Origin of the sequence: Candidatus Williamhamiltonella endosymbiont of Tuberolachnus salignus, from assembly GCF_964019775.1 — a bacterium.
Lineage (GTDB): Bacteria > Pseudomonadota > Gammaproteobacteria > Enterobacterales > Enterobacteriaceae > Hamiltonella > Hamiltonella defendens.
Genome location: NZ_OZ026471.1, coordinates 1,865,836 through 1,888,547, shown reverse-complemented (window position 1 = coordinate 1,888,547; position 22,712 = coordinate 1,865,836). Strand labels below are relative to the sequence as shown.

Genomic DNA, 22,712 nt, shown 5'->3' with positions numbered 1-22,712 from the left:
TTTATGTCCTGATTTCTTTTTTGTGAATGTAATTATTGAAAAGCCAGCGAGTACCATAAATAGGGAAAGTTCCCAACACAGCATAAATTAATTTAATACAAAATTGAGAAATGATCATGATCTTGATGGTATTCAGATCTAACAACCCATAAAATGCAACGGTGATGAACAAAATACTATCAATTAAAGCAGCAAAAACCGTACTGGTGATGACCCTGATAAATAAAAATCTTGAATGGGTTAAAATTTTTATTTTCCATAATAAGTAGGAGTTGATGTTTTCAGAAATAAGGTAGGAAAGAGAAGAGGCGAACAAGACAGACAATATCCCCGTCATCATAGAATTATATGAATCACTGAGAGCCCACATAGGTAAAGTCGGCATTTTGGTGGTTGTCCATAAAAAAAAGACGAAAACAACGTTAACGAAAAAAGCCATGAATATCGACTTTCTCGCCATTCTTAATCCATAAAATTCATTGAGTATATCGACTAAAATGAACGTCACAGGGTAAATAAAAATGGCCGCGGGAACAATAAGATTAAAAACATCTAATTTTACGGGTTTGATTCCTGTCACATTGGAATAAATAAAAACAATCGTCAGCATCATGGAAATAAACATATAAGCATTCCATGATCTTTCATTTCTGTCGCCTATTTCATAGGCGGTTTTGACATTTTTTTCACCATAGATTTTTCTGCAGAGTGCCCTGATTTCATTTTTATTTAAATCATCGGCGATTTCACTGTTTGCTAACTGGTTCACGCCCATTGTGATGGTTTTTCCTGTTGACAACACCATGATTTTTGCAGCCAAATCAGGGCTTCGGGTAAACCCAAGTAATTTAAATTTATTGTTAAAACTCATTCTCACACCTCTCCTCAAGAATAAAACCGATTAATTTTAAATTCTCTGACTTTAATTTTTTTTCAATCAATGCCTCCCGATTTTTGACGATCAATTGATTTTGAGGTGTCACATAAAGATGTAAACTTTGACTGTCTGAGAGAGCAGATCTTTTGATGATTAAGATATCCCCCTGTGAAAAAATATCAAAAAATGGACTTTCAATTTTTAATGCAATCACGTTGGATGTATCATCAAAAATATAGGTCAGGGGATATTCTGTGACTAATTGCCCCACAGTTTTATTCAGATTTTTGATGAAATCTTTTTCAGGGATAATGGGGACGGCGGAAGGATTTTTATTCCCGTCAATAGAGAGTGTTTCACTCTGTCTTTGGATTTGTTCCAAATCATAGCACTCCATTTCATCACAAGGAACACCAAAAAAACTGGCGATTTTGTGAAGCGTTGTCTCTTGAACCTTGTTGACTTTTCCTTCCAGGATTTTATAAATCGTTGTTCTTGTAATCCCACTTCGTTCAGAAAATGAGGCTTTTGTTTCTCCTCTAGAGCGCATGAGATAAGCCACATTTTTAATGATATTGATTTTTCTTTGTGCGTTTGTCATTTTCATTTTTGAGTGAAGCGCCTTTTAATCTTTTATTTTGAGGGGTCATTAACAGCAGAGCGTTAGAAACTGAACAACAAAAGGAAAATGTTCACTGCTCCCTATCCCACTGCCTTTAAATGCATCAGCATCTCTGATACTCAGGTCGAAATTTGAATGACGGATTTTTGCTTTACGCAAGAAGGCCTGACTGCAACGGGAACACGATTTGGCAGTTTTAAATCCACTGGCCCCTGTTATGGCTTTACCTCAATGACTCAACAGACGTGAGTGATTATTTTAACAAAAATTCTACAATACACTAAATGATATGGCTAATGAGAGAGGTTCCTTAAAATCAGGACAAGATAAATATTAAAAGTATACATTTTAAAATTCATTTTGAATTTAAAATAGTTGTTTTATTATTTTTTTTAACTATATTGATCATTGTCTCACACTCATTGCCAAATGATTGAGAGCTCGACATTGGCAGGTTTCACGGTTTTTGGAAGATGAGTGACGGTTCCGTAACTACGTCAGCCGTGTACTGGCTCTTGTTTCAACCTGAAAATGGAAGGTGTTGCATGAACAACGCAATGAAGCAACTTTGCCTGAGTTGCACTATCCCGAGTGGATTTACCAATGCCGAATCCGAGGTTTATAGTAATGTGGCCATGACGGAACTCTTCGCGTTGACGGATGAGTGCTCCAAAGTTCTGGATGTTTTTCGCTCGCAAAAAGAGGCAGTGTGCCGTAAAAAATGCCCGTTATCTCTGCTCAGTACTCTACCCTGTTTTTACAAACACCCCTCCCAGCCCTGGCTTTTTGATTTTTTTCCATTATTCGATGAACAGAATGGGTACATCGGGGCCTTTTTTCATGCCCGGCCCTTTTTGTTTTTATCCCCCCTGGAATATGTTGAAGCTAAATCACCTCATAAAATGACGCTCCGACAGACAGATAAGAGGTTTAACCAACGAGAATGTGAGATTATCTTTTTTACTCTTCAACGGTTAAGCAAAAAGGAAGTGGCCAGGAAACTCAATCTTTCATATCGGACGATAGAAAATAAATTGCAGTCTATTTACGAAAAAGCGGGTGTCCAGAATGGGCAGCAATTTACAGACTATTTCTGCACGAGTGGTATGAATCAATACCTTCCTCCTGAATTACTGCCTTCTGGTCGTCACGTCATTAGCGTTTAAGTTTAATCGTCAGACCCCTTTAATTGCAGATTCAAGATCACTACCCAGAATCAGAGTAAAAGAAGATACAGTGTCGTTCGTGCCATTTTTTATTGGCAACTTGTGAAAAAATGATACAAAAAAATACTGTCAGATGTGTTCGCACGACCGGTAAGCGGTTCGATAAAATGGAGTGATATTGAGTTTCTTTTTATCGCTCTTGGTGCGGAGATTCACGAAAGAGAGGGCTCAAGGATCTCAATCCTTTTGAAAAGAAAAAAAATCTTTCTCAGGCTACACCCAAGACCCACTACTGATAAGGGTGCCGTTAATTCCATTCGGATATGGCTGGATAGCTTAAATTTCAGAGGTAAGTTAACAGCTCGCCTGACGCCTGATCAGCATCAGGCTCTTGCCGTGACTGCTCTGTCAGAAGGTCCATAAATCAATGACCTTCTGGCTGAAGGGGTCGATCTGGTTATTGAAAAACATTCATATCAAAAAAATACTCACTCAGTAAGTTAACCCGTTAATACTAAAAACGTTCGTTTTTGGTACAGAAGATAAAATGTAAAAAGTTGGAAGGGGCTATACCCGGTCACCACTCCAAAAAAGAGCGTTGGAATTCTTAAAAATTATATTTTTTGATATTAAAGTAGTACCATTTTTGAGCCTTTTTAGTAAAATTTTAGTTAAAATATAGTGCTATTTTAAATTTTCATCATAAAATCTAAGGGCATAACGCATCATATTCAGTTTCGAACGATTTGTTTTTTTACATAATTTTTCTAATAACTGATATTCGTACTGATTAAATGGAATTCTAATGGCTTTGTAATCTCTAGGAGCTTCGCTGTTAAAAGAAACGACTTCTGTTGAGAGTCTGTCTGCTCCCGATGCAAAATCCTCTATTTTTTTTTCAATTTGAGGTGGTTGTATATTTGGAGTTCGACGTTTCACCATAACAACAACTCCTTTACCAGAGACTGAATTTCTTTTTTTGCTTTCAAATTATCCATTTCTACCACTCCCTTTCCTTCCGACATCGCATCCCTATAAACCTTTCTGTCTCTTATAATAGTTTTCATTAGTTCTAATTCAGGAAAATCCTTTAAATATTCTTTGGCTTCATTTGTTTCATTAATAACTGGATTAGTAGGGGCGAGCGTCAGTATGGCAACGGCTCTTAATGTAGGATTCAAGTCCTTGGCCTCAGTCATGATTTCGGTCAAACGAGGGAGTGTGTCCAAGTCGGGTTGTGAAGGACGAAATGGGACTATCATGATATCTGAAGAGGTCATGCCTGTCCGTAATTCACGACTGTCCCTGCCTGCGGTATCGACTACCACATATTCATATCTTTTTTTCAGGTCTATCAGAGTGTCACGAATGTTATCGAATTTTTGAAGGCTATGAATTGTTGGAAGTGCTGAGATTACGTTTCTATCAGTAAGCCAATTAGAAGCGGTTCCTTGACGGTCAGAATCAACAAGCACCACATCCTTTTTTCGGCAAGCTAACTCAGAACAAATATTTACGCATATAGTGGATTTTCCGCATCCCCCTTTTTGACTCCCAATGAGTATAATCATAGTACTCTTTATGTATTTAAATGGTTTATTTTTGACATAAAAATAGTACCAATTTTACGCGCTGTCAAATTTAAATTTTGGGACCAAAATAGTACATTTATGGTGTCATTTTAATCTTGTTTATAATCAAAAAGCCTAAAAGAAGAACTGAATTTAAGTTTACGTTTACATATTGTAAATTATAAAAGAATTTATTATAATATTTACAATATGTAAACTTTAGTGGCCTATGCACATAATATCAAAAGAACCCTTTGAGGTAGCCTATAGAAAGTATGGGAGAGACTCCTATGCAATAGTCTCAACGTATCGATCTCTGAAAGAAAATAATTTTAAAAATCCGGATGAGCTAAAAAATCTTTTTCCCAGTTTAGATAAATTTAAGTATAGAGAAAAATGGTGGGTCATTGATATTGGTGGAAATAATTTAAGGCTTATTGTTTATATTAATTTTATGAATAAACGAATTTACGTCAAACATATCGTGACACATTCGGAGTACGATAAATTAAACAAATATTATAGGGGGAATAAAGAATGATCACAGAAGCTATCCATGCAACAAAAGAACTGGTAAAAGCCGTTCCACTACTGGGTGGAAGTCATTCTCAGTCAGATTATAAAGCGGCTCTTGAGTTGGTCAATTATCTGATTGATAAAGATGATGAGAATCCTTTAATTGATATTTTGTCTATCAAAATTTCGGAATATGAAGAAAATAGCGAACAGTTTTATGAATTTAATAAAGCGCTTGAAGCTATGCCAACTGGAGTGGCTGTTCTGCGTGTATTAATGGATCAATATCATTTAAAACAAACTGATTTGAAGAATGAAATAGGTTCCAAGTCGTTAGTTAGCCAAATATTAAATGGGAAACGCTCATTAACTATTGCTCATATTAGAGCTTTATCAGCACGTTTTAACGTGCGCTGTGAATTATTTATTTAACGTTTGTATCGCGTTAAATTTTCATTACCAGCAACCTTCCGTTTACCCAGTGGTCCGGAACGTTTGGTGATGACGAAACGCTGACGGCGGCTATGCTCGACCGGCTGCTTCACCATGCCCATATCGCGCAAATCAGCGGCCAAAGTTATCGACTGAAAGATAAGCTCAAAAGCGGTCAGCTCCAGAAAAAAACTAAAGCAGCAGCTATCGAGTCATTTAAAGGGGGTGGGTCAGCTTTACTTTGGCAGGGTGGGCCAGAATTCGATCGGTATTGACATTGAGATTGAGTTTCTATCTGAAAGCCAATTAGAAGAGGTTCCTTGACGGTCAGAATCAACAAGCACCACATCCTTTTTTCGGCAAGCTAACTCAGAACAAATATTTACGCATATAGTGGATTTTCCGCATCCCCCTTTTTGACTCCCAATGAGTATAATCATAGTACCCTTTATGTATTTAAATGGTTTATTTTTGACATAAAAATAGTACTAATTTTATGGTCTGTCGAATTTAAATTTTGGTGCCAAAATAATACATTTATGGTGTCATTTTAATGTTAAGTTAATTTTACTAGGCATCGAATCCTCACGAATTTTTGAAATCTTCAATATTAAAAGTCTCCATCAAAAGCATCATGGCTATTGCACGAGAAAAAAAAGTAGAGTGGCAAAAAGCCTAAATTGCGGTTGAAAAAAAGAATTGTTCGGTATGAATGGAATAGAAATTATTTTATCAGAGATATGACGGAGATTTTTTTCTCGGACAAAAGTCTACCGGACACTTCGTGAGGGTATAAGAAAAACTGAGTAATAAAATTTCCGTTGATTCTTTCTTGCAAGCACGTGTTGGCTATGTTCTGTACACCATTTGAAGAAAGATATTTGAGAAAATATATCTACTTATTTAAAATCTATAAGAAGAAAAAAAATGACGAGTCATGAGATTTTAAAAAGATTAATAATCTGTAAAAAATTACAAGTTAAAAATGGCTATTTTTTAAAAAATAGAGAGCTTTCATAAAAAAAATTTACTCACTCTATTTTTAAAAATTATTATCAATATAAATAGTTTTAAAAACTGTATTAATTTTTAAGTATTTTTTAATGACTTTTTTCTTTCTAATTTTTTCTCAAGAATAATTTTCTGGATAGCTTTCAATCCGACTTTTATCCCTGCACTTTCAAGAGCCGATTTAATATCTTCTGAAACGTACCCTTTATTTAAAGCTAATTTGATTATTTGCGCCTTTAAATTTTCCAAGACATCGTCTTTATTTAGTCTTATCTTTTTGAGGTCAGGTAATTCCTCTAGCATCTCTTTTGCTTTTTCAACTTGTTCGACCGTATAATATTTCTTAGAAGTCATTTCGTTTTTTCCGTTAAAAAGAAACACATTTTACCTGGTTTTTTATTTCATACTCATTGCTTATTTTTTACCACTCAAATCATACTCACTTCCCGCCTGATTATTTCAATTTCTTCGCTATAAATCTTTTTATTTTTAATAAATTTTTATCTATTAAATAAATATTTAACATTTAAAATGTTTACATAAAACTGATTTAAACTCAATCATAACGACAAAAATTTCACCTGTACAGAAGATATATTTTACCTTCATGACATTATAAAAAAATTAAGCCATAATATCAAAATTGCTATTTAACAAAAGGACAAAATATGTTTTGAAGCACCGCTTGCAAGCAACCGGCCCTTCAAAACTCTTGGTCAGGGCTTCGCCCCGACACCCCAATTAAGAAAGAATTCTTATTTACTCCATAGAAAATAACGCGATGAGCCAAAGTGAAAAACGAAAAAGAACGGCCCTTATTCCCAGTATTCGTTGCTTTCCAGAAGAAAAAGAGCATCTCAAAGAGAAAGCCCAATCGGCAGGTTTGAATTTAAGTACTTACCTCATTCGCTGTGGGTTAAATCGCAGAATAAAAACTCACTTTGATCCGGAATTAGTGATGGAATTGAGTCGATTAGGGTCTCTACAGCAACGTCTTTTTGATGAAGGGAAAGGGGTTCTAAGCGAAGAATATGCACAAGTTTTCGTGGCTATCCAGGAAGCTATTTTAACCTTAGGGCGGGCAGAATAAATGATTGTGGGTAAGGCAAAAAAACGGAGGGATGGAAAATCAAGTTTTCTCACTTTATTGGCCTATACGACGACTCGTGATGACCATCATCATGATGACGTGATTGATCCAGAGAGCCAAAAAGCCCGTTTATCTCAATCAAAAGAAGCCATTTTTGAACGCTTAATGGGTTACATTCATCGCAACGGAGATGCGGATAAAAGCCTTATCACTGAGAGATTTCCTGATGGTCGGCATCAGGTTCTTTTTGATCAGGTTTTATGCGAAACGAATACACTGAGCGTGGCCACAGCGGCGGTAGAAATGTAAGCGGTGGCTTTAAAAAATACGCGTTGTAAAGATCCCGTTTATCACTTTTTTTTATCCTGGCCGGAGACGGACTCTCCGACGGTAGAACAGATTTTTGAAAGCGCGCGGCATAGTCTTAAAGCCTTGGGGATGTCTGACCATCAATACGTGACTGCGATTCATCGTGACACCGATAACCTCCATTGTCATGTGGCGGCCAACCGTATTCATCCCCTTTCTTATCGTGCAGTGAACCTCTATAACGACGTTAAAATTTTGCACAAAGCCTGCCGAAAATTAGAGCTTAAATATGATTGGAAACCGGATAATGGGTGTTGGAAGAGAGATCAAAATCATCAGATTATTCGAGCTGAATCTCAATATCCCTCGGCTCCGAGAGCAGCGACGCAGTTTGAATATCACGAAGATAAAGAAAGTTTTTATTCGTATGTGGTTCGTACGTGCCGAACAGAGTTGACTTCTATTTTAAAAGGGCCGCTTCAAGAATGGGAAGAGGTGCACGCTGTTTTTTTAAGGGCCCATCTGGAATTAAAAAAGAAAGGTTCTGGGTTGGCGATTTATGACAAAAATTGTCCGAACAATGTTCCTTTAAAAGCCAGCAGTTTACATCCTCAACTCACTCTTTCGAAATTAGTGCCTCGCATTGGCGAATTTGAAAATGCGCCCCGAGTGATGGAATTTAAAAATGAACAAGGGGAGGTGACCTTAACAAACTATATGGTGAGTTCACATTATGATGATCGACTTCATTTGCGTGATCATCAAGCTCGAATGACTCGCCGATTAGAACGCGCTGAGGCCCGAGAAGAGTTAAAATTGCGTTATCAAACTGACAAAAAAGAAGCGAAATGCCCTTCTTTTGACGCAAAAAATCGTTTCAGAACTCTTTCCATGACCTTTCGTTTCCGAAGAGCCCATGTGTGTGTTGCGGTGCGCGATCCTTTTTTCTCATTTAATGAGAAAACTGGCCTGGCATGTATTGGCTTTTGAGCGAGAAAAAGCGATGGCCGAGTTGCGTTTAAAATTAAAGGAAGAGCGGGAGAACTGGTATCGTTCTCCAGAAAATCGGCGACTGTCTTATCGTGTTTGGGTGGAACAGCAGGCGTTAAAAGGAGATAAAGCGGCGATTAGCCAGTTAAGAGGGTGGGCTTACCAGGCGCGGGATGAGCGCACGGCTTATCTCAGTGAGACTGTCATTGAATGTGCCGTTTCAGATGATATTGAGCCGGTTGAGCTGAAAGGCTATACCCATCATATCCACCGTGACGGGGCGATTTTATACAAAAAGGAAGGGGTCACCCAAATGATTGACCGAGGGGAAACCATTGAGATGGCCAGACCGTTTGAAAACGAGGGGGACAATATGGTGGCGGGGTTACGTTTGGCAGAGCAAAAAAGTGGAGAGAAACGGGTTTTCTCGGGTCCGCGGGAGTACGTTGAGAAAGCGTGTTCGTTGGTTCGAGATTTGAATGAAATGGGGGAAACTTCCTTGACGTTAACAGACTCCCTTCAGCAGAAACGGGTTTGTGAAATTCGCCCTCAAGATAAACCCGCTCCTATCTCGTTTGACTCTCCGAATTTGACTCCCTGAGCGCATCGCCCCTTTTTATTTTTATCATTTGTTGGAAATGGGTTGTTGTTTGTTGATATTTCGTTAAAAATGGGCAGAGATAGCGTATTTATCGGGCGGTATATTTGATAACAATTTGAAAGGATAAAGGATGAATAAAACTGAGTTAATTGAGCAGGTCCGAGACAAGTCGGGCCTGACGAAGGCTCAATCAGCAGAAGCGGTCAACGCTGTTTTTTCGAGTATTATCGAAGCATTGGGGAAAAAAGAGCCGGTGCAAATCATCGGATTTGGGACTTTTAAAGTCCGCCATCGCAAAGAGCGGATGTCTCGTCATCCCAAAACGGGTGAAAAAATAAAAACCCCGGCTCGTGAAGTCGCTGTGTTTTCTGCGGGGAAAAGGCTGAAAGACTCCGTTCATTTACAATCGCCCAAAGAAACTCAAGTGGCTAAAAAATCAAAAATCGCCGCCAAAAAATCCTCAGCCTCCTCGTCGAGGAAAAAATGACTTCATGAAAATGTTTCTGCCGCACGACGCTTTGTTTAAGCAGTTTTTGGGAGATATTGCCCTTGCCCGCAATTTTTTTGAAGTGCATCTTCCGGAGGATGTTTTGAGTCAAGTCTGCCTGTCTTCGTTGAAAAGGGTGTCGGGTTCTTTTTTTGATAAAAGTTTAAAGCAATCCCCGACGGGAAAGGACGGGTATTTATATTGTTTACTTGGAGCACGTGCGACGTGAAAGTTGCACCACAGAAGTCCCTTGAAACAGGGTAAGGTTGATCCGAAACCTTATTGCTACCTTCTGGGTGCAAGAGGAGTAATTTTTTTGTGCTAAGCGAGAATGAAAGCCTAACTAACCTGAATTCGGGATAAGGAATTGACGTTTATTTTCTATAAATTTTTGATCAAGAATAGATAAGTGCCTCGTACTTCAAGATAATGATGTTTGCAGACATTATTCATCACGAAATAACGAGGCACTTATGCAAGATATTACCGAACTTTACTGCTTAATGGATGATTTCTGCAAAAAATTTAAACCAATCCTCAATGCAAAGCGCTTAACGGATGGCGCCAAAAAGCGTATCCGTGCCAGTTCTCTTTCTTTGGCAGAGCTGATGACACTAGTGATACTGTTTCATCAAATTCGTTATCGCCAGTTCAAATCATTCTATCTTCATCATGTGTGTCAGCACCTTAGGCGTGAATTTCCGACGCTTCCTTCTTACTTCACGCTGTATTGAACTCCTTCCCCGTTGTGCAATAGCGCTTTACGCCTTCTTTGAAACAGTGAAGGGAGACTGTTCAGGGTGTTCTGTCTTAATGAATTCAGCCAGTAAATTAATCCCGAAAGCGTTACTGAACAAAGGAAGTACAAGAAAATGTCTCAGCCAACATTTAAAGCAGAATTGAAACGCGAAGTAGCCCATCTGGTTATCGAACAAAATTACCCGTTTCGTCAAGGCAGTGAAGCCATGGGTGTGAGTATCAGCGCCCTCTGTGATGGGGTGAAGCGGTCAATGAGCGAAAAAAGAGGACAAACTATTTCCCAGGGTAAAACAATGACAGCAGACCAACAACGGATTCAAGAGCTGGAAGCCAGACTCCGCAAGGTTGAACGGGAGAAAGATATCCTCAAAAAGGCTTCAGCTCTCTTAATGTCAGACTTTTACAATCGATAAGCCTGATTAATGACTGAAGTGAGGATTACCCTAAAACAGAATGATGTGATGTCTTTGGCCTCAATCGAAGTACTGACTATTATCAATGTCATCGGCAGAAAAAAGGCACCCCTGAACGTGAACGCCTGAAAATACGGCTGATGGAATGACACAGAAATAGCCGGGGCGCGGCAGGGTCCCGCACGTTATCGGCCGCGCTGAAGCAGGAAGGAGAGCATGATGCGTGAGGCAGGCATTGAAAGCAAGCCACGCCAGCCTCGTTATCAACGCAGTGGTAAAGAAGCCGTTTATGCTCCTGAACACTTGAATCGTGAGTTTACCGTCAAGGCACCCAATCAGGTGGGGTGTGGCGATGTTACTGACATTTGGTCCGGTACTTGCTGGCTTTATCTCGCGGTTGTACTCGACTTATATGCAAGAAAAATCCTGGGTGGGGCTTTTTCCACTTCTCCCGACAGTCAACTGACTCAACAGGCACTCATGTTAGATTGCGAATCACGGGGAAGACCGAAAAATGTCCTCTTTCATTCAGACCAGGGGAGTCATTATAGTCGCTTATCGTATCGACCACATCTGTGGCAGTATCAGATAAAACAGAGCATGAGCCGCCGGGGAAATTGTTGGGATCATCCCCCCATGGCGCGTTTTTTGGCCGTTTAAAGTCAGAATGGCGCCCAAAGTAGGGCTACAACACTGTTCAACAAGCACAAACTGATGTACTACTGCCTTGCCTCACTCATGATGACAATCGAGTCAGGCCGCACAGTGTGAATGATCACCAAACACCATTGATGAAAGCATTTAAACTTTCAGGGGTGTAAAACTTCTTGAGTTTTCTCCGAAATTATTTGACCAGAACACCGCTACGTTAATCACAACGCCATGCGAGCGGTCTCCAGAGAGAAAGAGGGCCACCCCTTCCGCGCCGGCATGCGCTGTGGAGGTGAAGCCATAAGGCTACAGGTATTCCATCCCTGCTTTGGTTTCCCCTGCCATCAAGGAGACATCCACTCGCTGGCAAGCCGCGGTGCTGTTGACACTTTGAGCGACCACTCGAGACCACAGGCGGGATAATCCCCGCTGGAATGTTGATAGGGCGTTTTTCATTCAAAAAAATCCTCTTCTATTTTTTGTTCCTTCAGGGGGGGGGATACAGTCCGCTTCGGGGGCCACGCGGAGTTCACACAGGGTTCCACCCTCATTCTGTGTATACACGACTTCTCCAATCACCCGCTCTCGATGGTGAAACCCAAGAACCGGATCAAATACCATGACTCGCTGGTTTGGCTGCCATAAACTCCCATCCCCCTGTCGCCAGCCTTGAACTCTGTAGGTGGTCTCTTCGTTTCTCGCCGCTCGTTGTCTGACCTCAAATTCACCCCGTTCCCGGCAACTGGCACCCGTCGCATTCCCCGATTGTTGAAGGTGATACGGGCGATAACGTGTGATTTGGCTGTCTTTCGCTCTGGCTCTCAGCGCTGTTAAGGTGGCTTCGCCAAAATCGGCATCGTCACCACTGCGTTGTCCCGCCACCTGATACTCCGAAAAACGGTCCCGGATACTCTGCTCGGTGTCACAGCTCAGGATGTTTTCACCCTAGACCAGCGCCGTCGTGGCCCGGTTATTCCCCACCGTGCTCATGGTGGCATTCGGTATCATCCCATGCCAGCGCCTGCTGGAGCCCCAGGGCTTTGTTAAGGACCTCATGGACGGTTTTACCGTAATCGGCCTGGAGGGATTGATAGTATTGATTGATGGATGGAAGTGGCGCTTTCCACTTGAGGGAATTAGCCATAATGTGATTAATCGTTATTTACGAGAAAACCGAGTGACGGGGAGTAGCGTATCGAACAATGTGCGGGGAGAGCTTGTTTTTTCGACAGAGGGGTATATCGTCTTTGACGATTATGAATGCGATGATCTTGATACCAACCTGCGGGAATGCCGTCTAAATAACCGGCGATTGTTTTTTAGTCTACAAGATAACACTGTATGTTGTGATTGGTCAGGCTCAATTTTTCTTAATGCGACAGAACCTGTTCTCTTAAAACCACTTAATGCGACACACCGTTTTTACCCGTCATTTTCGCAGCATAAATAAGATAATAATAGTGATTATTAATTATAAAAAATTATTATTAAGTAATATAAACGTGTCATTCAATAATATAGATTATAAAATCCTGTTTTTCGTTATTATTAATAAAAATATAAAAATATAAAAATATAAAAATATAAAAATATAAAAATATAAATTTTAAACCAGGGGAAAAAATGCCTAATATTAACAACAGCAAAAAAACAGATAATTTATTTATAGATAAATCCACTATAAGTATATATCAAAATGACAGTATTTTAAATCCTGTAATATTGAAGAATTATTTAATTAATTCCGCGCTTGCATTATTTGCTGTTAAAAAAGTACGTAAGTCAGTGACCAAGTATCATGGCAAAGTTAATTTTGCATTTTCTCAAGTTCAAACAGATTTTTTAAAAGAAATTATTAAGCATAAACAGACCAGTGCGGGTATATGTGATGCTTTAACCAGTTACTGGATAGCATTACATGCTCAAGGTAAAAATTTATTTAAAGAAATCATCACTGGTGATGAAAATAAATTAAATAAAAATAAAATTTTTGAAATTAAAAAATTACAAGTTGATTTTAATAATTATGAAGAATCTTTTCTAGCTCACAAAAATTGGTTAAATTCTCAAGGACTGGATTATAAAACATTTTATAAAGATGATGGTTTTTTTAAAAATAAAGGAACCAAAAACAAGTATCAAAGACCTGAAAATACTACTGAAGCAATTAAAAATTTAGCCGAATCTATTGTAAGTACACCAAGCCAAAATAAAGATGGAACATATAAAAAAATAGCTTTACACGGTAGCATGTTTGGACACAGTGTTTCTGCTTATATCAATAAAAATACCGTGATATATTTCGATCCTAACTTTGGAGAATTTGAATTTAATAAAAAAAATGATTTTATAGAATGGTTTGTTGATAAATATTGGAGCAAATCTTTATACAAAAATACATTAAATAAAAAATTTTTTGTAGATCACTTTGAAAAAATTAACACGGTTGAAGCAGGACCTTCTAAAAAGTTTTCTACTAATAATGTCAGAAAAACTCATACTGACCTGGTAGTGCATCATAACACTCTGGCGGGTGCGACTACGACGGCCTCAGATACCCATCACGCGGTTAAAAATACCGATGTGAAGGATTGGGAAAAACCCGAGGTGACCACAAAAACAGATGGGGGTAGAACCAACTACGATGGCCATCTGATTATTCAGATGGAAAACGATGCGATGGTTGCTAAGGCTGCCGCTGATTTAGCTGGAAAACACCATGATTCGGTGTTAGTTCAGCTCGATAGTGATGGTCACTATCATCTCATACATGGCGATACGACTCAGCTACGTGATAAAATGAACCTGCGTGTACAAGTGGTTGCTCATAGCCGAGAAGGTGGAGCCGCGGTAAATAACCTCACTTTTGCAGGCCAGACACATCCAGAATTAGCCACCACTTTAAACCGCTTTTTCGATGAATTTAAACATGATGACAATGTTGAGATCAAACCATCCCGCGTGGTTTTAGCCGGCTGCTCGTTAGCGGGGCCAAACAAACAAAATGATTTTGCCGACGGGCTGATCCGTGGATTGAACCTGGAAACTGTTTCAGTCACGGCCTACACAGACGAGCTGGGGGTGGCAGACAATGGCCATAGGTTTATCGTAGATAACCAGAGCAACGTGCATGATGCCCGTCATGGAAAAATCATTTACCATAAAGATCAACAACAGGGAGTACGTGTTGAGATCAAGGCAGATGAGCCCACTAAATTAGACTGGATAATGCAACTGTTAAATCAATTAGCCGATGAAACCCAAACAGTGCCATCGCTCGGTATGGCTGAGCGCAGTCTACTGAGTGAGGCTTTCCACTTATCTGATGGCCAGTTGGATATCCAGAGGGTACTGCTCACCGCGCATCACCCTGAGCGACGTCAAACATGGTATGAGGATACCCGGCAACGATTACAAAAACTGCTCACCCACAGCGAACAGGCGTCTTTAGGTATCCAGGACATACAGCTCAGCCTGGAACAACAACAGCAAGTGCACCAACAGCAAAAACAGCGTGCACTGGCATTTTATGAAGCCATCAAAAACACACAAAAAGCGCATCCAGGGATAACCGTTGACATGAAGTTGATGTCACCAGCCTATTTTCTCAGGCAAGGGATCGACATGCACAAAGATAGCCATGCCTGGTCTTTGGCGTTTCTGGACGCCAAACAGTCAGGAGAAAAATATGATATTTTTTCTTCCGGATTATCTGCCGATGCCTTACTGCGGGAGAAAATCATCCATGGCCGCGCCTCTGGCAGTGAAATCGCTTACGCCCACCACTTGGACAACCAGTTCAAAGAGCTAAAAAACCGCCCCGAGATTGAGGTTAATAATAAAGCTGTTTTTACTCCGCCTGTGCAGGATCTGTTTCATGTGCCGCCTACCCCAGGGGCGTATTTATTAAAGGGCGATCACCACTCTATCGCATTGAGTATTAAGCAGAATACATCAGGAAGCTATACTTATTCACTGTATGATTCTCAGGTGGGGAATGTTGATTTGACCCGGACTTCGAGCGAAGGAGGCGATGCACTATACCACCTGCTGGATCATTATTTACAGGGAAAAGACAAGGACGGGCGAACCCGCGCCCAGCATTACGGCTTTGAAAAAATGGGCAATAAATATGCTTTTAATGCCTATCAGGTGAATATTGAACAGGCTAGAAAGCAAATACCCCAACTCGATAAATTTCAAACATCGCTGAATCATCAACTGGCCACCGACAGACTATCGTCTCATGTCACTCTCTTCGATGATGTCACGTTGCCCTTTAAAACCCTACTGGATATGGGGGTCACCTTTGAAGGCAGACTCGTTACTGTCGGGCAGAAGATCAATCGTATTGATGCTGATTCGTTAAAAGAAGTCAGCTTTCGGCCTCAACAATTGTATGACTTTTTAACAAAAAATAATCTCGACCATCCCGATGTTGAACCCGCGCTGCGGCTAATCAAGAAAAGAATGGGCGCGATAGATGGCAATTCCTCGTCCTTAATAGCCCGTGAATTAATAGAAGATCAGAAGATTGCGAAAAAGACATTAATCTTGCTGGATAAGGTGAATCAACACACCGAATTTAACCCTGACGGAACGGTGACCATAAAAAATAAACTGATGCGTTCGCTACAGCCAAAAAATCTTATGCACCGCATTAATAAAGGCGCTAATTATGCCGGTCCGGGGATGTCTGCACTCGGTTATTATTTTGGATATAGGGCTATCGACTCTTATAACAACGCATTAAAGCAAGAGGGATTAACGCCAGAAAAAAGGCAGGTGCTTGAATCTGAGCGAGATTTTGCCGTCATTTCTATTGGCCTGAATGCAGGCGTTGATATTGGGCAATATGGGATGAGTAAAATGGCGTCCGTTATTATCAAAAACAATGCGATGAAATCTGTGGGTCAGATAGGGTCAAAAATGCGTTTGATCAAAGTGGGGGGAGCCGTGTTAAGTATGGTGGGTGTCGGTTTTGATGTCCACAGTGCCTATCAATCTTTCTCGAAACTCGATACTGAAACGGACCCTGATATTCGCCAGGATCTGATTGTCTCAGGAAGCCTGTCAGTGGTAGGGGCTGTCGTTGGCATCGGTATGACTGCTGCTTTTATCGTTGGCGGCAGTGCCGCTGCCATGGCAGGGCCCATCGGGCTTGTTATTGGGGGCGTATTACTGGCTGGGGGACAAATCTATTCGGCGGTACGTCAAGTTGAAGAGATAGAGAAACAGATTTATTTAAGTGTAGGCGACAAATGGGAAACAGGCTGGAGAGCATTTTGGATGTTGCCCCCGTCAAAAGAGATACAAGACAGATTGGCTAACAGCCAGCGTAGCGAATATCGTGAGATGTGCGATATATTTTTAGAAAAAAATGCGATGAAAATGCTTTCAGACAAAGGGCTTAAGAATGTTTATCGCTATGTTTATAGTCTGAAAGATTTTGATTTGAAACCGGAGAAGTATTTGAAATTAAGTATATCATTGCCATTTGTAAGTCTAATTGAAATCGGAGAGGATTTTATTTTAAATTCTAGTAAAATCAAGAAGGAAGACCTGGAAAAAAGCAAAAATGAGTTAAAAGAGAAATTGAGAAAGCAGTATGGAAAGGCTTGGGAAGCAACTTATCACCAATTCAAATTCATCGAAACCAATGAATACTATTACACCCCGATATTTAAGGAAGTAGACGATGTCTTTGACCCTGCTGACCCTGACTCTACAAAAAACGCCACGTCCTTAGATAATCTGGATAATACCGAAGCTGATGGCAGCGTTATATTTAATCTCGGAGACGGCAATGACAAGGCCACCGGGTATAGAAGAAGGAGTAATACATTTTTCGGCGGAAAAGGTAAAAAAACCTACATAGGTCAGGACTCATATGATGTATTTTACTTAGGCAATGGCCATCAAGATTCTACCCCCGGCGACTTCATCGGGAGTGAGTTTCATGGTCAAGATGGCGAAGATACTCTGGTGATTCAAGCAACACCTGAAGAGGTTGACGGTTATTTGGTTAGCCTTGTAGAGGGATATATTTACTTCAAGGGAAGAGGGAGGGCTTCCCGTATGCCGAAAGTTGCCACAATGACCGGTATTGAACACGTTATAGGGCACGCGACACTGAATGACTCAATGACAGGTAATGCGCATGACAACCAGCTCAATGGTCAAGGGGGTGAAAGTATTCTCTTTGGTCTGGAGGGCAATGATACCTTAACCTTAGAGCAAGGCTATGCTGCCGGAGGGGAAGGAGAAGACAACTACATCATCCTGCAAAATGAGACCGAGAAAGAGGTCATCATCTACATCACAGACCCAGGAGCAAGAGAAGAAAGAAACCACGTCATATTGAAACACGGTGTGAAGCAAATCCAGTCCATCACTCTGGTTAAAAAAGGCTCACCCCAATCCCATTATTCCCTGCGTATCCTTCTGAATAACGATAATGGTACCCGCACCCAACTTGATTTAGCAGACAGTTATCGGCTCTCTGAGGATGGCGCGCAACTCCAGTTATGTAGTCGCTATAGCTTAACCACCTATGACGGTGTGCAGCTTGATACGACGAGCTGGCCTGAGACCATCAAAGTAGAGGGTAAAAATAAAGAAACCTGGTCACTCCCCGTGCTGTCGGCGCAATATGTGGCCTCTTTAGATCATACTCAAAAACAGGACTCAAACTCTGCTGTTATTTTTGATCTTTCAAAAAAACAGTCTGGCGCTTCTTTGCCTGTGCCAGATGCCCGAGTTATCAAGATTAATAGGGTGATCGCGGATACTTCGCGACATAACCGGATCTATGGTGATGAGGATAATAACCAGCTTATTTCTCAAAGGGGTCGCAGTGCACTCTATGGTATGGCAGGCAATGATATGCTCGTATTATCAAATGGCATGGCTGACGGGGGGGCAGGAGAAGACAGCATTACCGTTTTACAAAATACTGACGACCGAAAGGCTGAGATAAACATCATAGATACCGGCAGTGTCACTGCAGAAAACAATCACGTTGTACTGCAACACGATGTAACACAAATTCAATCCATTGTATTGATCAAAAAAGATGAGGCTTGGGTAAACCCAAAATGGGAATACAGAGACAATTACACCTTACGTATTCTGCTCACCAATGACAACGGAACCACCACCCAAGTTGATTTAGAAGACACTTACAGGCTCTCCAGGGATGGCACACAACTACAATCCCATAATCGTTATAGCCTAACCACCCGTGATGGTATACAAATTGATGTGATGAGCTGGCCAGACACCTTAAAGGTAGCCGATAAACACAGAGATCAAAATTTAGATACCTGGCAACTTCCGTTGCTTTCTGGGCAATATTTCCCTGTCTACGATCTGAAAAGAAGCGCCTTTCTTGGCAGCCCGGCCGCAGAAAACGGTGTGATTGAATTCATACAGAAAAATCCTGAAGGACACAGTGAAATAAAGGTGGGTGGTCAAAAAACGGTCCTACCGAAATGGCTAACATTGAGCTTAGGAGATACTGGGTATAACGATAAAATAGAAGGTGATGACACCGATAACGTATTATCCAGCACGCTGGGTAATGACCTCCTAAAAGGCGGCGCGGGCTCTGATAGCTATCAGATTCACCATACACCTCAGATCAAAAAAACCATCACCATTGACAATGAGGACAAGACAGCCCGCCCGGATACAGATTTTATTATTCTGAAGTCTGTTTCTATGGATCAATTGAATACACTGACTGTCAAAGATGACCATGATCTGGTGTTAAGTGCGGCGACACCCCAAATTGCCCTAGGTATCCTTGAACTGCGCCTTCGTCGTTTTATGAAGGATAAACGTTATCAACATATTGTTATCATCGATAAAGTAGGCGATAGCTATCTTTTAGAGAAAGGAGAAGACGGCAAGGCGCATATCTATACGGCTTACTTTGATAAGCCCAGTCGTGAATTCAAAAAGGGTAAACAACAAGATAACCTGGAAAAACAGGCCACTTCTGGCAATGACGTGGTGAGATTATCTAATGCGGCGGTATTGCCTGATAATACTTTTCGTTCCCTGGAGGGTCATGATAGCGTGATTGATGAGAGTGACCTTGCTCTCAAGGTCTATGCTGGCACAGGTAATGATAATGTGCTTGTGGGTAGAGATCGAACGGATAAGGCCAGAAAAGGAAACAAAACATTCTATGGCGAAGCCGGTGATGATTTTCTTGCCGGTGGAGCCGGCAGTGATCATCTCTATGGTGGCATCGGCAACGATACCCTTCAAGGTAACACAGGCAATGACCGACTCGAAGGAGGCGAGGGAGATGATACTTACCTGTACACAGTGGGTCATGGCAATGACACTATCAAAGAAATCGGAGGCAATGATGTCCTGGTGTTACTCGGCGTGACTGAACAGGATGTTCAACTAGAAAGACAAAATGACCATCTTTACCTATTCATTGCTGCACGTGAAGGCAGAGAGGCGGGTGAAATCAAGGTCGAGGACTACTTTGCTTCAGAGAAGTATCGACTGGAAAAATTACAGATAGGCAGTAAAGAGTATCATATGAGTGAACTGCTCAAACGCGGTGCTCTCTTTAATCCAGGTAATAGACAAACCATCATCGACTTGCTGGATCAAGATGGGCGCTCGGTGAGTGGGTTAACTCAGGCAATGAATGCATTCCATGAGCCGCCCGTCGTGAATACCGTTTTGGGGCCGCAGGACATGGGTTTATTTGGGCCGGCGGTGTTCGGTTACTCATCCAGTAAGCTGTCTTTATAAATAATTTCAGTCGGTTCTATGGATTCTGCTATCGGATAATACCAACATTTGAAGGCGTTTCTCGTCAGAGACAGTGAGGAGCGCCAGTGGATAAAAAGAATTCAGCACTATCATACTTCGCCTGCAAGCAGTTAATTCAACAGAACCGTCTGTATACACTCCGGTTTCTGTGGTCTTGTGCCTTGAATTCACAACCTTCTCTGCGGTTTGGAAAGAAGTCTGTTATTTTTTCCAGGTTTCGAATACCTGGGTAAGAAGTTCTTGCGACAGAACTTGGATTCTACAAAGCGGATTAAAAACGATCAATCTTTGTAGTTTCATCAATGGACAGCTTCCCTATGCGGGGGTACGCTTGACTGATACCTTTACCAATTCCCACCATCAGTGATATCTCATAGTGATCGGGTTTGTTAATAATACGACTCACTGCATCAAAATCGAAACCATCCATTGGGCAGGAGTCATACCCTTTCGCTTTGGCTGCTAACATGAGTGTTTGGGCAAAAATGCCATTGCTACGCATAATTTCGTCACGCTGTACCTGCGGTTTATTACGATAATATTTGTCAATTGCTGGAAATATGAAATTTCGAACGGGCTCATCTGCTTCACCCCAAATATTTTTCACCTTTGATTCCCAACTGGATAAGTCACCACACAAGACAACCAGCATAGAAGCATCGGTAACTTGCGGTTGATCCCATGCAACTTTTCTGATAGCAACTCGTTGAGCAGGATCTTCTATCAATAATGGCCGCCAGTGTTGTAAATTAAAGGCACTTGGAGCATTTTGCAGAGCAATGCTCAAAACGGACTTTTTTTCTTCCAGAGTCATCACATATTTAGAATCAAAATTTTTAATCGCACGGCGTTGAATAATGGCGTCGAGAGTGTTCATAACATTCCTGTATTTAAAATACGAATTGATTTTGCATCATATAGCTAAGCTACTTTATTTAAATTACATTCTTAACTGTAATTTTTTTAAGGGATTTATTAACTTTAGATAAATCACTCTAAAGTTATAGGTTATTGAACCGTTTCTTTCAAATTCTTTTGCCGCTTTAAAACTTGGTGCGTTCACAGAAGTAATTTTTCTACATGTCGACGTCAAGTATCTGCCCAAAATCGGGCGTTGTTCGGTTATCCAAAGAGTAGATGGTCATTGGTCAAAGCCGAAATAATCCGTACTGGTAGTGCCTGGGTGTACCGTCAAGTAAGCCAAAACACCTGAGCTGTTCAGGCTGGAAGCAGAGGCAAAAGCCGACAAGAGAGGCCTTTGGGCGTTACCTGAATCGAAAAGAACTCTCCCTTCCTTGGGAGTTGTCCAGGAAGCGCTAACCACACCGTAGCTTTGCTGGTGCCAAATAGTAACGAAGAAACAAAGCAGGTATGAAAATGAGAGAATCAAAAGAACAAGCAATATAAAAATTTGTTGCCGGTATAGATAACAGAAATCCAGGGGTAGAAAACGCGATAAGCAATGATCTCAATCAGGGTAAAATCCCTTTTCTGGTCGGACGGCCCGGCACAGGAAAAACCGCTCCTTGCAACAAGAGCCTTCGGTTTACCTTTTGATTCGGGCAGCAATTGGATCATGTGCTGGCTCTGGCTGTTAGTCATCATGATATATTGTTCAAATTCATTTGAACTAAGGGGACGACATGAAAAAAACGAACTGATTACGAAAGTGGCAGTAGATGCAGAAATCAGCAAGGCCAAGGCCGAAGCTGAGGTTAATTCCTTGATCAACTCGGTGACAGAAGAGCTTAAAGCGGGTGGGGCGGTGGCGCTCACTGGATTTGGTACTTTTCAGGTCAAGGAACGCGCAGCGCGAACTGGGCGAACCCCATAAGGGCTAACCCCCAAACTGGTGAGAACATCCAGATCGCGGCGGCCAAATTAATTGGATGTATAGCATTACGCTCCGGGGCGGAATTTTTATATCAATGTCGGCATCTAATCATTCTGAGGATTTTTTTGAGAAAGGGCTTTTAATTCTTCATCTGTCAACCCGGTAGAATTTTAACCACTGAGTACTCTACACGATTGACAACAAGTCGTTGAGCGAGTTGTCGAGTCGCTTCTTGATAACCTTCTTGTTTACCTTTTTGAAGGCCTTGCTGAATACCTTCTTGTCTTAATGCTTCAGCCATCGTCATCAGAGTCCCATCGTGTTTTTCTGACGGCCACAATTTCATTGAGTAACTCGCTCATATCCCGTCGGCGAATGTGTTGTTGAACCAGTTCTAATAACGCCATCCGGCTATGCTTCATAATTTCTCCATCGCTCAGTGTCGTCAAATCCGCCAGTCTGAAAGGTTGGGTATAAATACGCTCCGACAAGGCTTTATCTTCAAAACAATAATGGTATTAAATGAGTTTAGGGTGAATCAATCAGACAGAGACAAGGATTTTTGTCACGCATTGCTAATG

At 41.0% G+C, this 22,712-nt stretch carries 22 protein-coding genes and 5 pseudogenes; 15 read left to right on the top strand and 12 right to left on the bottom strand.

All coding sequences use genetic code 11. From position 1 onward, the window contains the following. Position 1: 1 nt before the first annotated feature. Positions 2 to 871, bottom strand: coding sequence for a queuosine precursor transporter (locus AACL23_RS09245; protein WP_100096393.1), 870 nt, complete (start codon positions 869 to 871; stop codon positions 2 to 4). Next, complete coding sequence (locus AACL23_RS09240) at positions 861 to 1,484, bottom strand: helix-turn-helix domain-containing protein (protein ID WP_100096392.1); 624 nt, start codon at positions 1,482 to 1,484, stop codon at positions 861 to 863. Before AACL23_RS09240 ends, AACL23_RS09245 begins: the two co-directional genes overlap by 11 nt. Positions 1,485 to 2,044: 560 nt before the next feature. Between AACL23_RS09240 and AACL23_RS09235 the strand changes: the two genes are divergently transcribed. After that, entirely contained in the window at positions 2,045 to 2,665 is a 621-nt protein-coding gene (locus AACL23_RS09235; protein WP_339051319.1) for a helix-turn-helix domain-containing protein, read from the top strand. A gap of 684 nt (positions 2,666 to 3,349) precedes the next feature. Here AACL23_RS09235 and AACL23_RS09230 read toward each other — a convergent pair. Continuing rightward, positions 3,350 to 3,607 (bottom strand): hypothetical protein, encoded by a 258-nt coding sequence (locus AACL23_RS09230; protein WP_100096391.1) that lies wholly within the window; start codon positions 3,605 to 3,607, stop codon positions 3,350 to 3,352. Next, positions 3,601 to 4,236, bottom strand: a complete 636-nt coding sequence (locus AACL23_RS09225) for an AAA family ATPase (RefSeq protein ID WP_100103179.1) — start codon at positions 4,234 to 4,236, stop codon at positions 3,601 to 3,603. Before AACL23_RS09225 ends, AACL23_RS09230 begins: the two co-directional genes overlap by 7 nt. A 229-nt stretch (positions 4,237 to 4,465) precedes the next feature. Here AACL23_RS09225 and AACL23_RS09220 point away from each other — a divergent pair, with 229 nt between their 5' ends. The 3 genes and pseudogenes from AACL23_RS09220 to AACL23_RS09210 all read left to right on the top strand — a co-directional run. Next, on the top strand, positions 4,466 to 4,777 hold the full coding sequence (locus tag AACL23_RS09220) for a type II toxin-antitoxin system HigB family toxin (RefSeq protein ID WP_100096389.1): 312 nt from the start codon (positions 4,466 to 4,468) through the stop codon (positions 4,775 to 4,777). After that, positions 4,774 to 5,184 (top strand): helix-turn-helix domain-containing protein, encoded by a 411-nt coding sequence (locus tag AACL23_RS09215; protein ID WP_015873528.1) that lies wholly within the window; start codon positions 4,774 to 4,776, stop codon positions 5,182 to 5,184. The genes AACL23_RS09220 and AACL23_RS09215 overlap by 4 nt, the downstream gene beginning before the upstream one ends. 17 nt (positions 5,185 to 5,201) lie before the next feature. Next, positions 5,202 to 5,372: pseudogene (locus tag AACL23_RS09210) on the top strand (ATP-binding protein); the annotation flags it as partial. Positions 5,373 to 5,420: 48 nt separating this feature from the next. Here AACL23_RS09210 and AACL23_RS09205 read toward each other — a convergent pair. Then, on the bottom strand, positions 5,421 to 5,624 hold the full coding sequence (locus AACL23_RS09205) for an AAA family ATPase (protein ID WP_086934988.1): 204 nt from the start codon (positions 5,622 to 5,624) through the stop codon (positions 5,421 to 5,423). A 649-nt stretch (positions 5,625 to 6,273) separates the two neighbouring features. After that, a complete protein-coding gene (locus AACL23_RS09200; RefSeq protein ID WP_044612506.1) occupies positions 6,274 to 6,549 on the bottom strand; it encodes a hypothetical protein in 276 nt (91 codons plus the stop codon). Between the two features lie 427 nt (positions 6,550 to 6,976). Here AACL23_RS09200 and mobA point away from each other — a divergent pair, with 427 nt between their 5' ends. The 9 genes and pseudogenes from mobA (at position 6,977) to AACL23_RS09155 (ending at position 11,504) form a co-directional block, all read left to right on the top strand. Beyond that, a complete protein-coding gene (gene mobA / locus AACL23_RS09195; RefSeq protein WP_100096388.1) occupies positions 6,977 to 7,285 on the top strand; it encodes a plasmid mobilization protein MobA in 309 nt (102 codons plus the stop codon). Then, on the top strand, positions 7,286 to 7,594 hold the full coding sequence (locus AACL23_RS09190; protein WP_048901552.1) for a hypothetical protein: 309 nt from the start codon (positions 7,286 to 7,288) through the stop codon (positions 7,592 to 7,594). It abuts the gene before it with no gap. 3 nt (positions 7,595 to 7,597) lie between these two features. After that, on the top strand, positions 7,598 to 8,584 hold the full coding sequence (gene traI, locus AACL23_RS09185) for a TraI/MobA(P) family conjugative relaxase (protein WP_339051311.1): 987 nt from the start codon (positions 7,598 to 7,600) through the stop codon (positions 8,582 to 8,584). Further along, the gene (locus AACL23_RS09180) at positions 8,574 to 9,185 is read left to right on the top strand and encodes an LPD7 domain-containing protein (RefSeq protein WP_339050533.1); all 612 of its coding nucleotides are present in this window, start codon (positions 8,574 to 8,576) and stop codon (positions 9,183 to 9,185) included. Before traI ends, AACL23_RS09180 begins: the two co-directional genes overlap by 11 nt. 130 nt (positions 9,186 to 9,315) lie before the next feature. Next, positions 9,316 to 9,672, top strand: a complete 357-nt coding sequence (locus tag AACL23_RS09175) for an HU family DNA-binding protein (protein ID WP_339051309.1) — start codon at positions 9,316 to 9,318, stop codon at positions 9,670 to 9,672. A 4-nt stretch (positions 9,673 to 9,676) separates the two neighbouring features. Continuing rightward, the gene (locus AACL23_RS09170; RefSeq protein ID WP_234817492.1) at positions 9,677 to 9,901 is read left to right on the top strand and encodes an Rpn family recombination-promoting nuclease/putative transposase; all 225 of its coding nucleotides are present in this window, start codon (positions 9,677 to 9,679) and stop codon (positions 9,899 to 9,901) included. A 244-nt stretch (positions 9,902 to 10,145) separates the two neighbouring features. Further along, positions 10,146 to 10,482, top strand: a pseudogene (locus AACL23_RS09165) (IS982 family transposase); the annotation flags it as partial. Positions 10,483 to 10,544: 62 nt separating this feature from the next. Then, positions 10,545 to 10,844, top strand: a complete 300-nt coding sequence (locus AACL23_RS09160; RefSeq protein ID WP_339051306.1) for a hypothetical protein — start codon at positions 10,545 to 10,547, stop codon at positions 10,842 to 10,844. Between the two features lie 216 nt (positions 10,845 to 11,060). Continuing rightward, complete coding sequence (locus AACL23_RS09155; protein ID WP_339051304.1) at positions 11,061 to 11,504, top strand: DDE-type integrase/transposase/recombinase; 444 nt, start codon at positions 11,061 to 11,063, stop codon at positions 11,502 to 11,504. A 201-nt stretch (positions 11,505 to 11,705) separates the two neighbouring features. Here AACL23_RS09155 and AACL23_RS10320 read toward each other — a convergent pair. Together AACL23_RS10320 and AACL23_RS09140 are read right to left on the bottom strand one after the other, a co-directional pair. Next, positions 11,706 to 11,951: pseudogene (locus tag AACL23_RS10320) on the bottom strand (phage baseplate assembly protein domain-containing protein); the annotation flags it as partial. After that, a pseudogene (locus tag AACL23_RS09140) lies at positions 11,952 to 12,579 on the bottom strand (phage baseplate assembly protein); the annotation flags it as partial. A gap of 539 nt (positions 12,580 to 13,118) precedes the next feature. Between AACL23_RS09140 and AACL23_RS09135 the strand changes: the two are divergent. Further along, positions 13,119 to 20,276 (top strand): C80 family cysteine peptidase, encoded by a 7,158-nt coding sequence (locus AACL23_RS09135; RefSeq protein WP_339051301.1) that lies wholly within the window; start codon positions 13,119 to 13,121, stop codon positions 20,274 to 20,276. A gap of 292 nt (positions 20,277 to 20,568) precedes the next feature. Here the strand turns inward: AACL23_RS09135 and AACL23_RS09130 are convergent, their stop codons facing one another. Together AACL23_RS09130 and AACL23_RS09120 are read right to left on the bottom strand one after the other, a co-directional pair. Then, entirely contained in the window at positions 20,569 to 21,174 is a 606-nt protein-coding gene (locus AACL23_RS09130) for a nitroreductase family protein (protein ID WP_339051299.1), read from the bottom strand. 509 nt (positions 21,175 to 21,683) lie between these two features. Continuing rightward, positions 21,684 to 21,902 (bottom strand): hypothetical protein, encoded by a 219-nt coding sequence (locus tag AACL23_RS09120; RefSeq protein ID WP_339051297.1) that lies wholly within the window; start codon positions 21,900 to 21,902, stop codon positions 21,684 to 21,686. Between AACL23_RS09120 and AACL23_RS09115 the strand changes: the two are divergent. Next, positions 21,901 to 22,122, top strand: a pseudogene (locus tag AACL23_RS09115) (HU family DNA-binding protein); the annotation flags it as partial. The gene AACL23_RS09120 and the pseudogene AACL23_RS09115 overlap by 2 nt on opposite strands. A gap of 163 nt (positions 22,123 to 22,285) precedes the next feature. Here AACL23_RS09115 and AACL23_RS09110 read toward each other — a convergent pair. Both AACL23_RS09110 and AACL23_RS09105 read right to left on the bottom strand, forming a co-directional pair. Further along, positions 22,286 to 22,438 (bottom strand): hypothetical protein, encoded by a 153-nt coding sequence (locus AACL23_RS09110; RefSeq protein WP_234817488.1) that lies wholly within the window; start codon positions 22,436 to 22,438, stop codon positions 22,286 to 22,288. Next, positions 22,425 to 22,622 (bottom strand): Rpn family recombination-promoting nuclease/putative transposase, encoded by a 198-nt coding sequence (locus AACL23_RS09105; RefSeq protein WP_339051294.1) that lies wholly within the window; start codon positions 22,620 to 22,622, stop codon positions 22,425 to 22,427. The genes AACL23_RS09110 and AACL23_RS09105 overlap by 14 nt, the downstream gene beginning before the upstream one ends. Positions 22,623 to 22,712 lie beyond the last annotated feature (90 nt).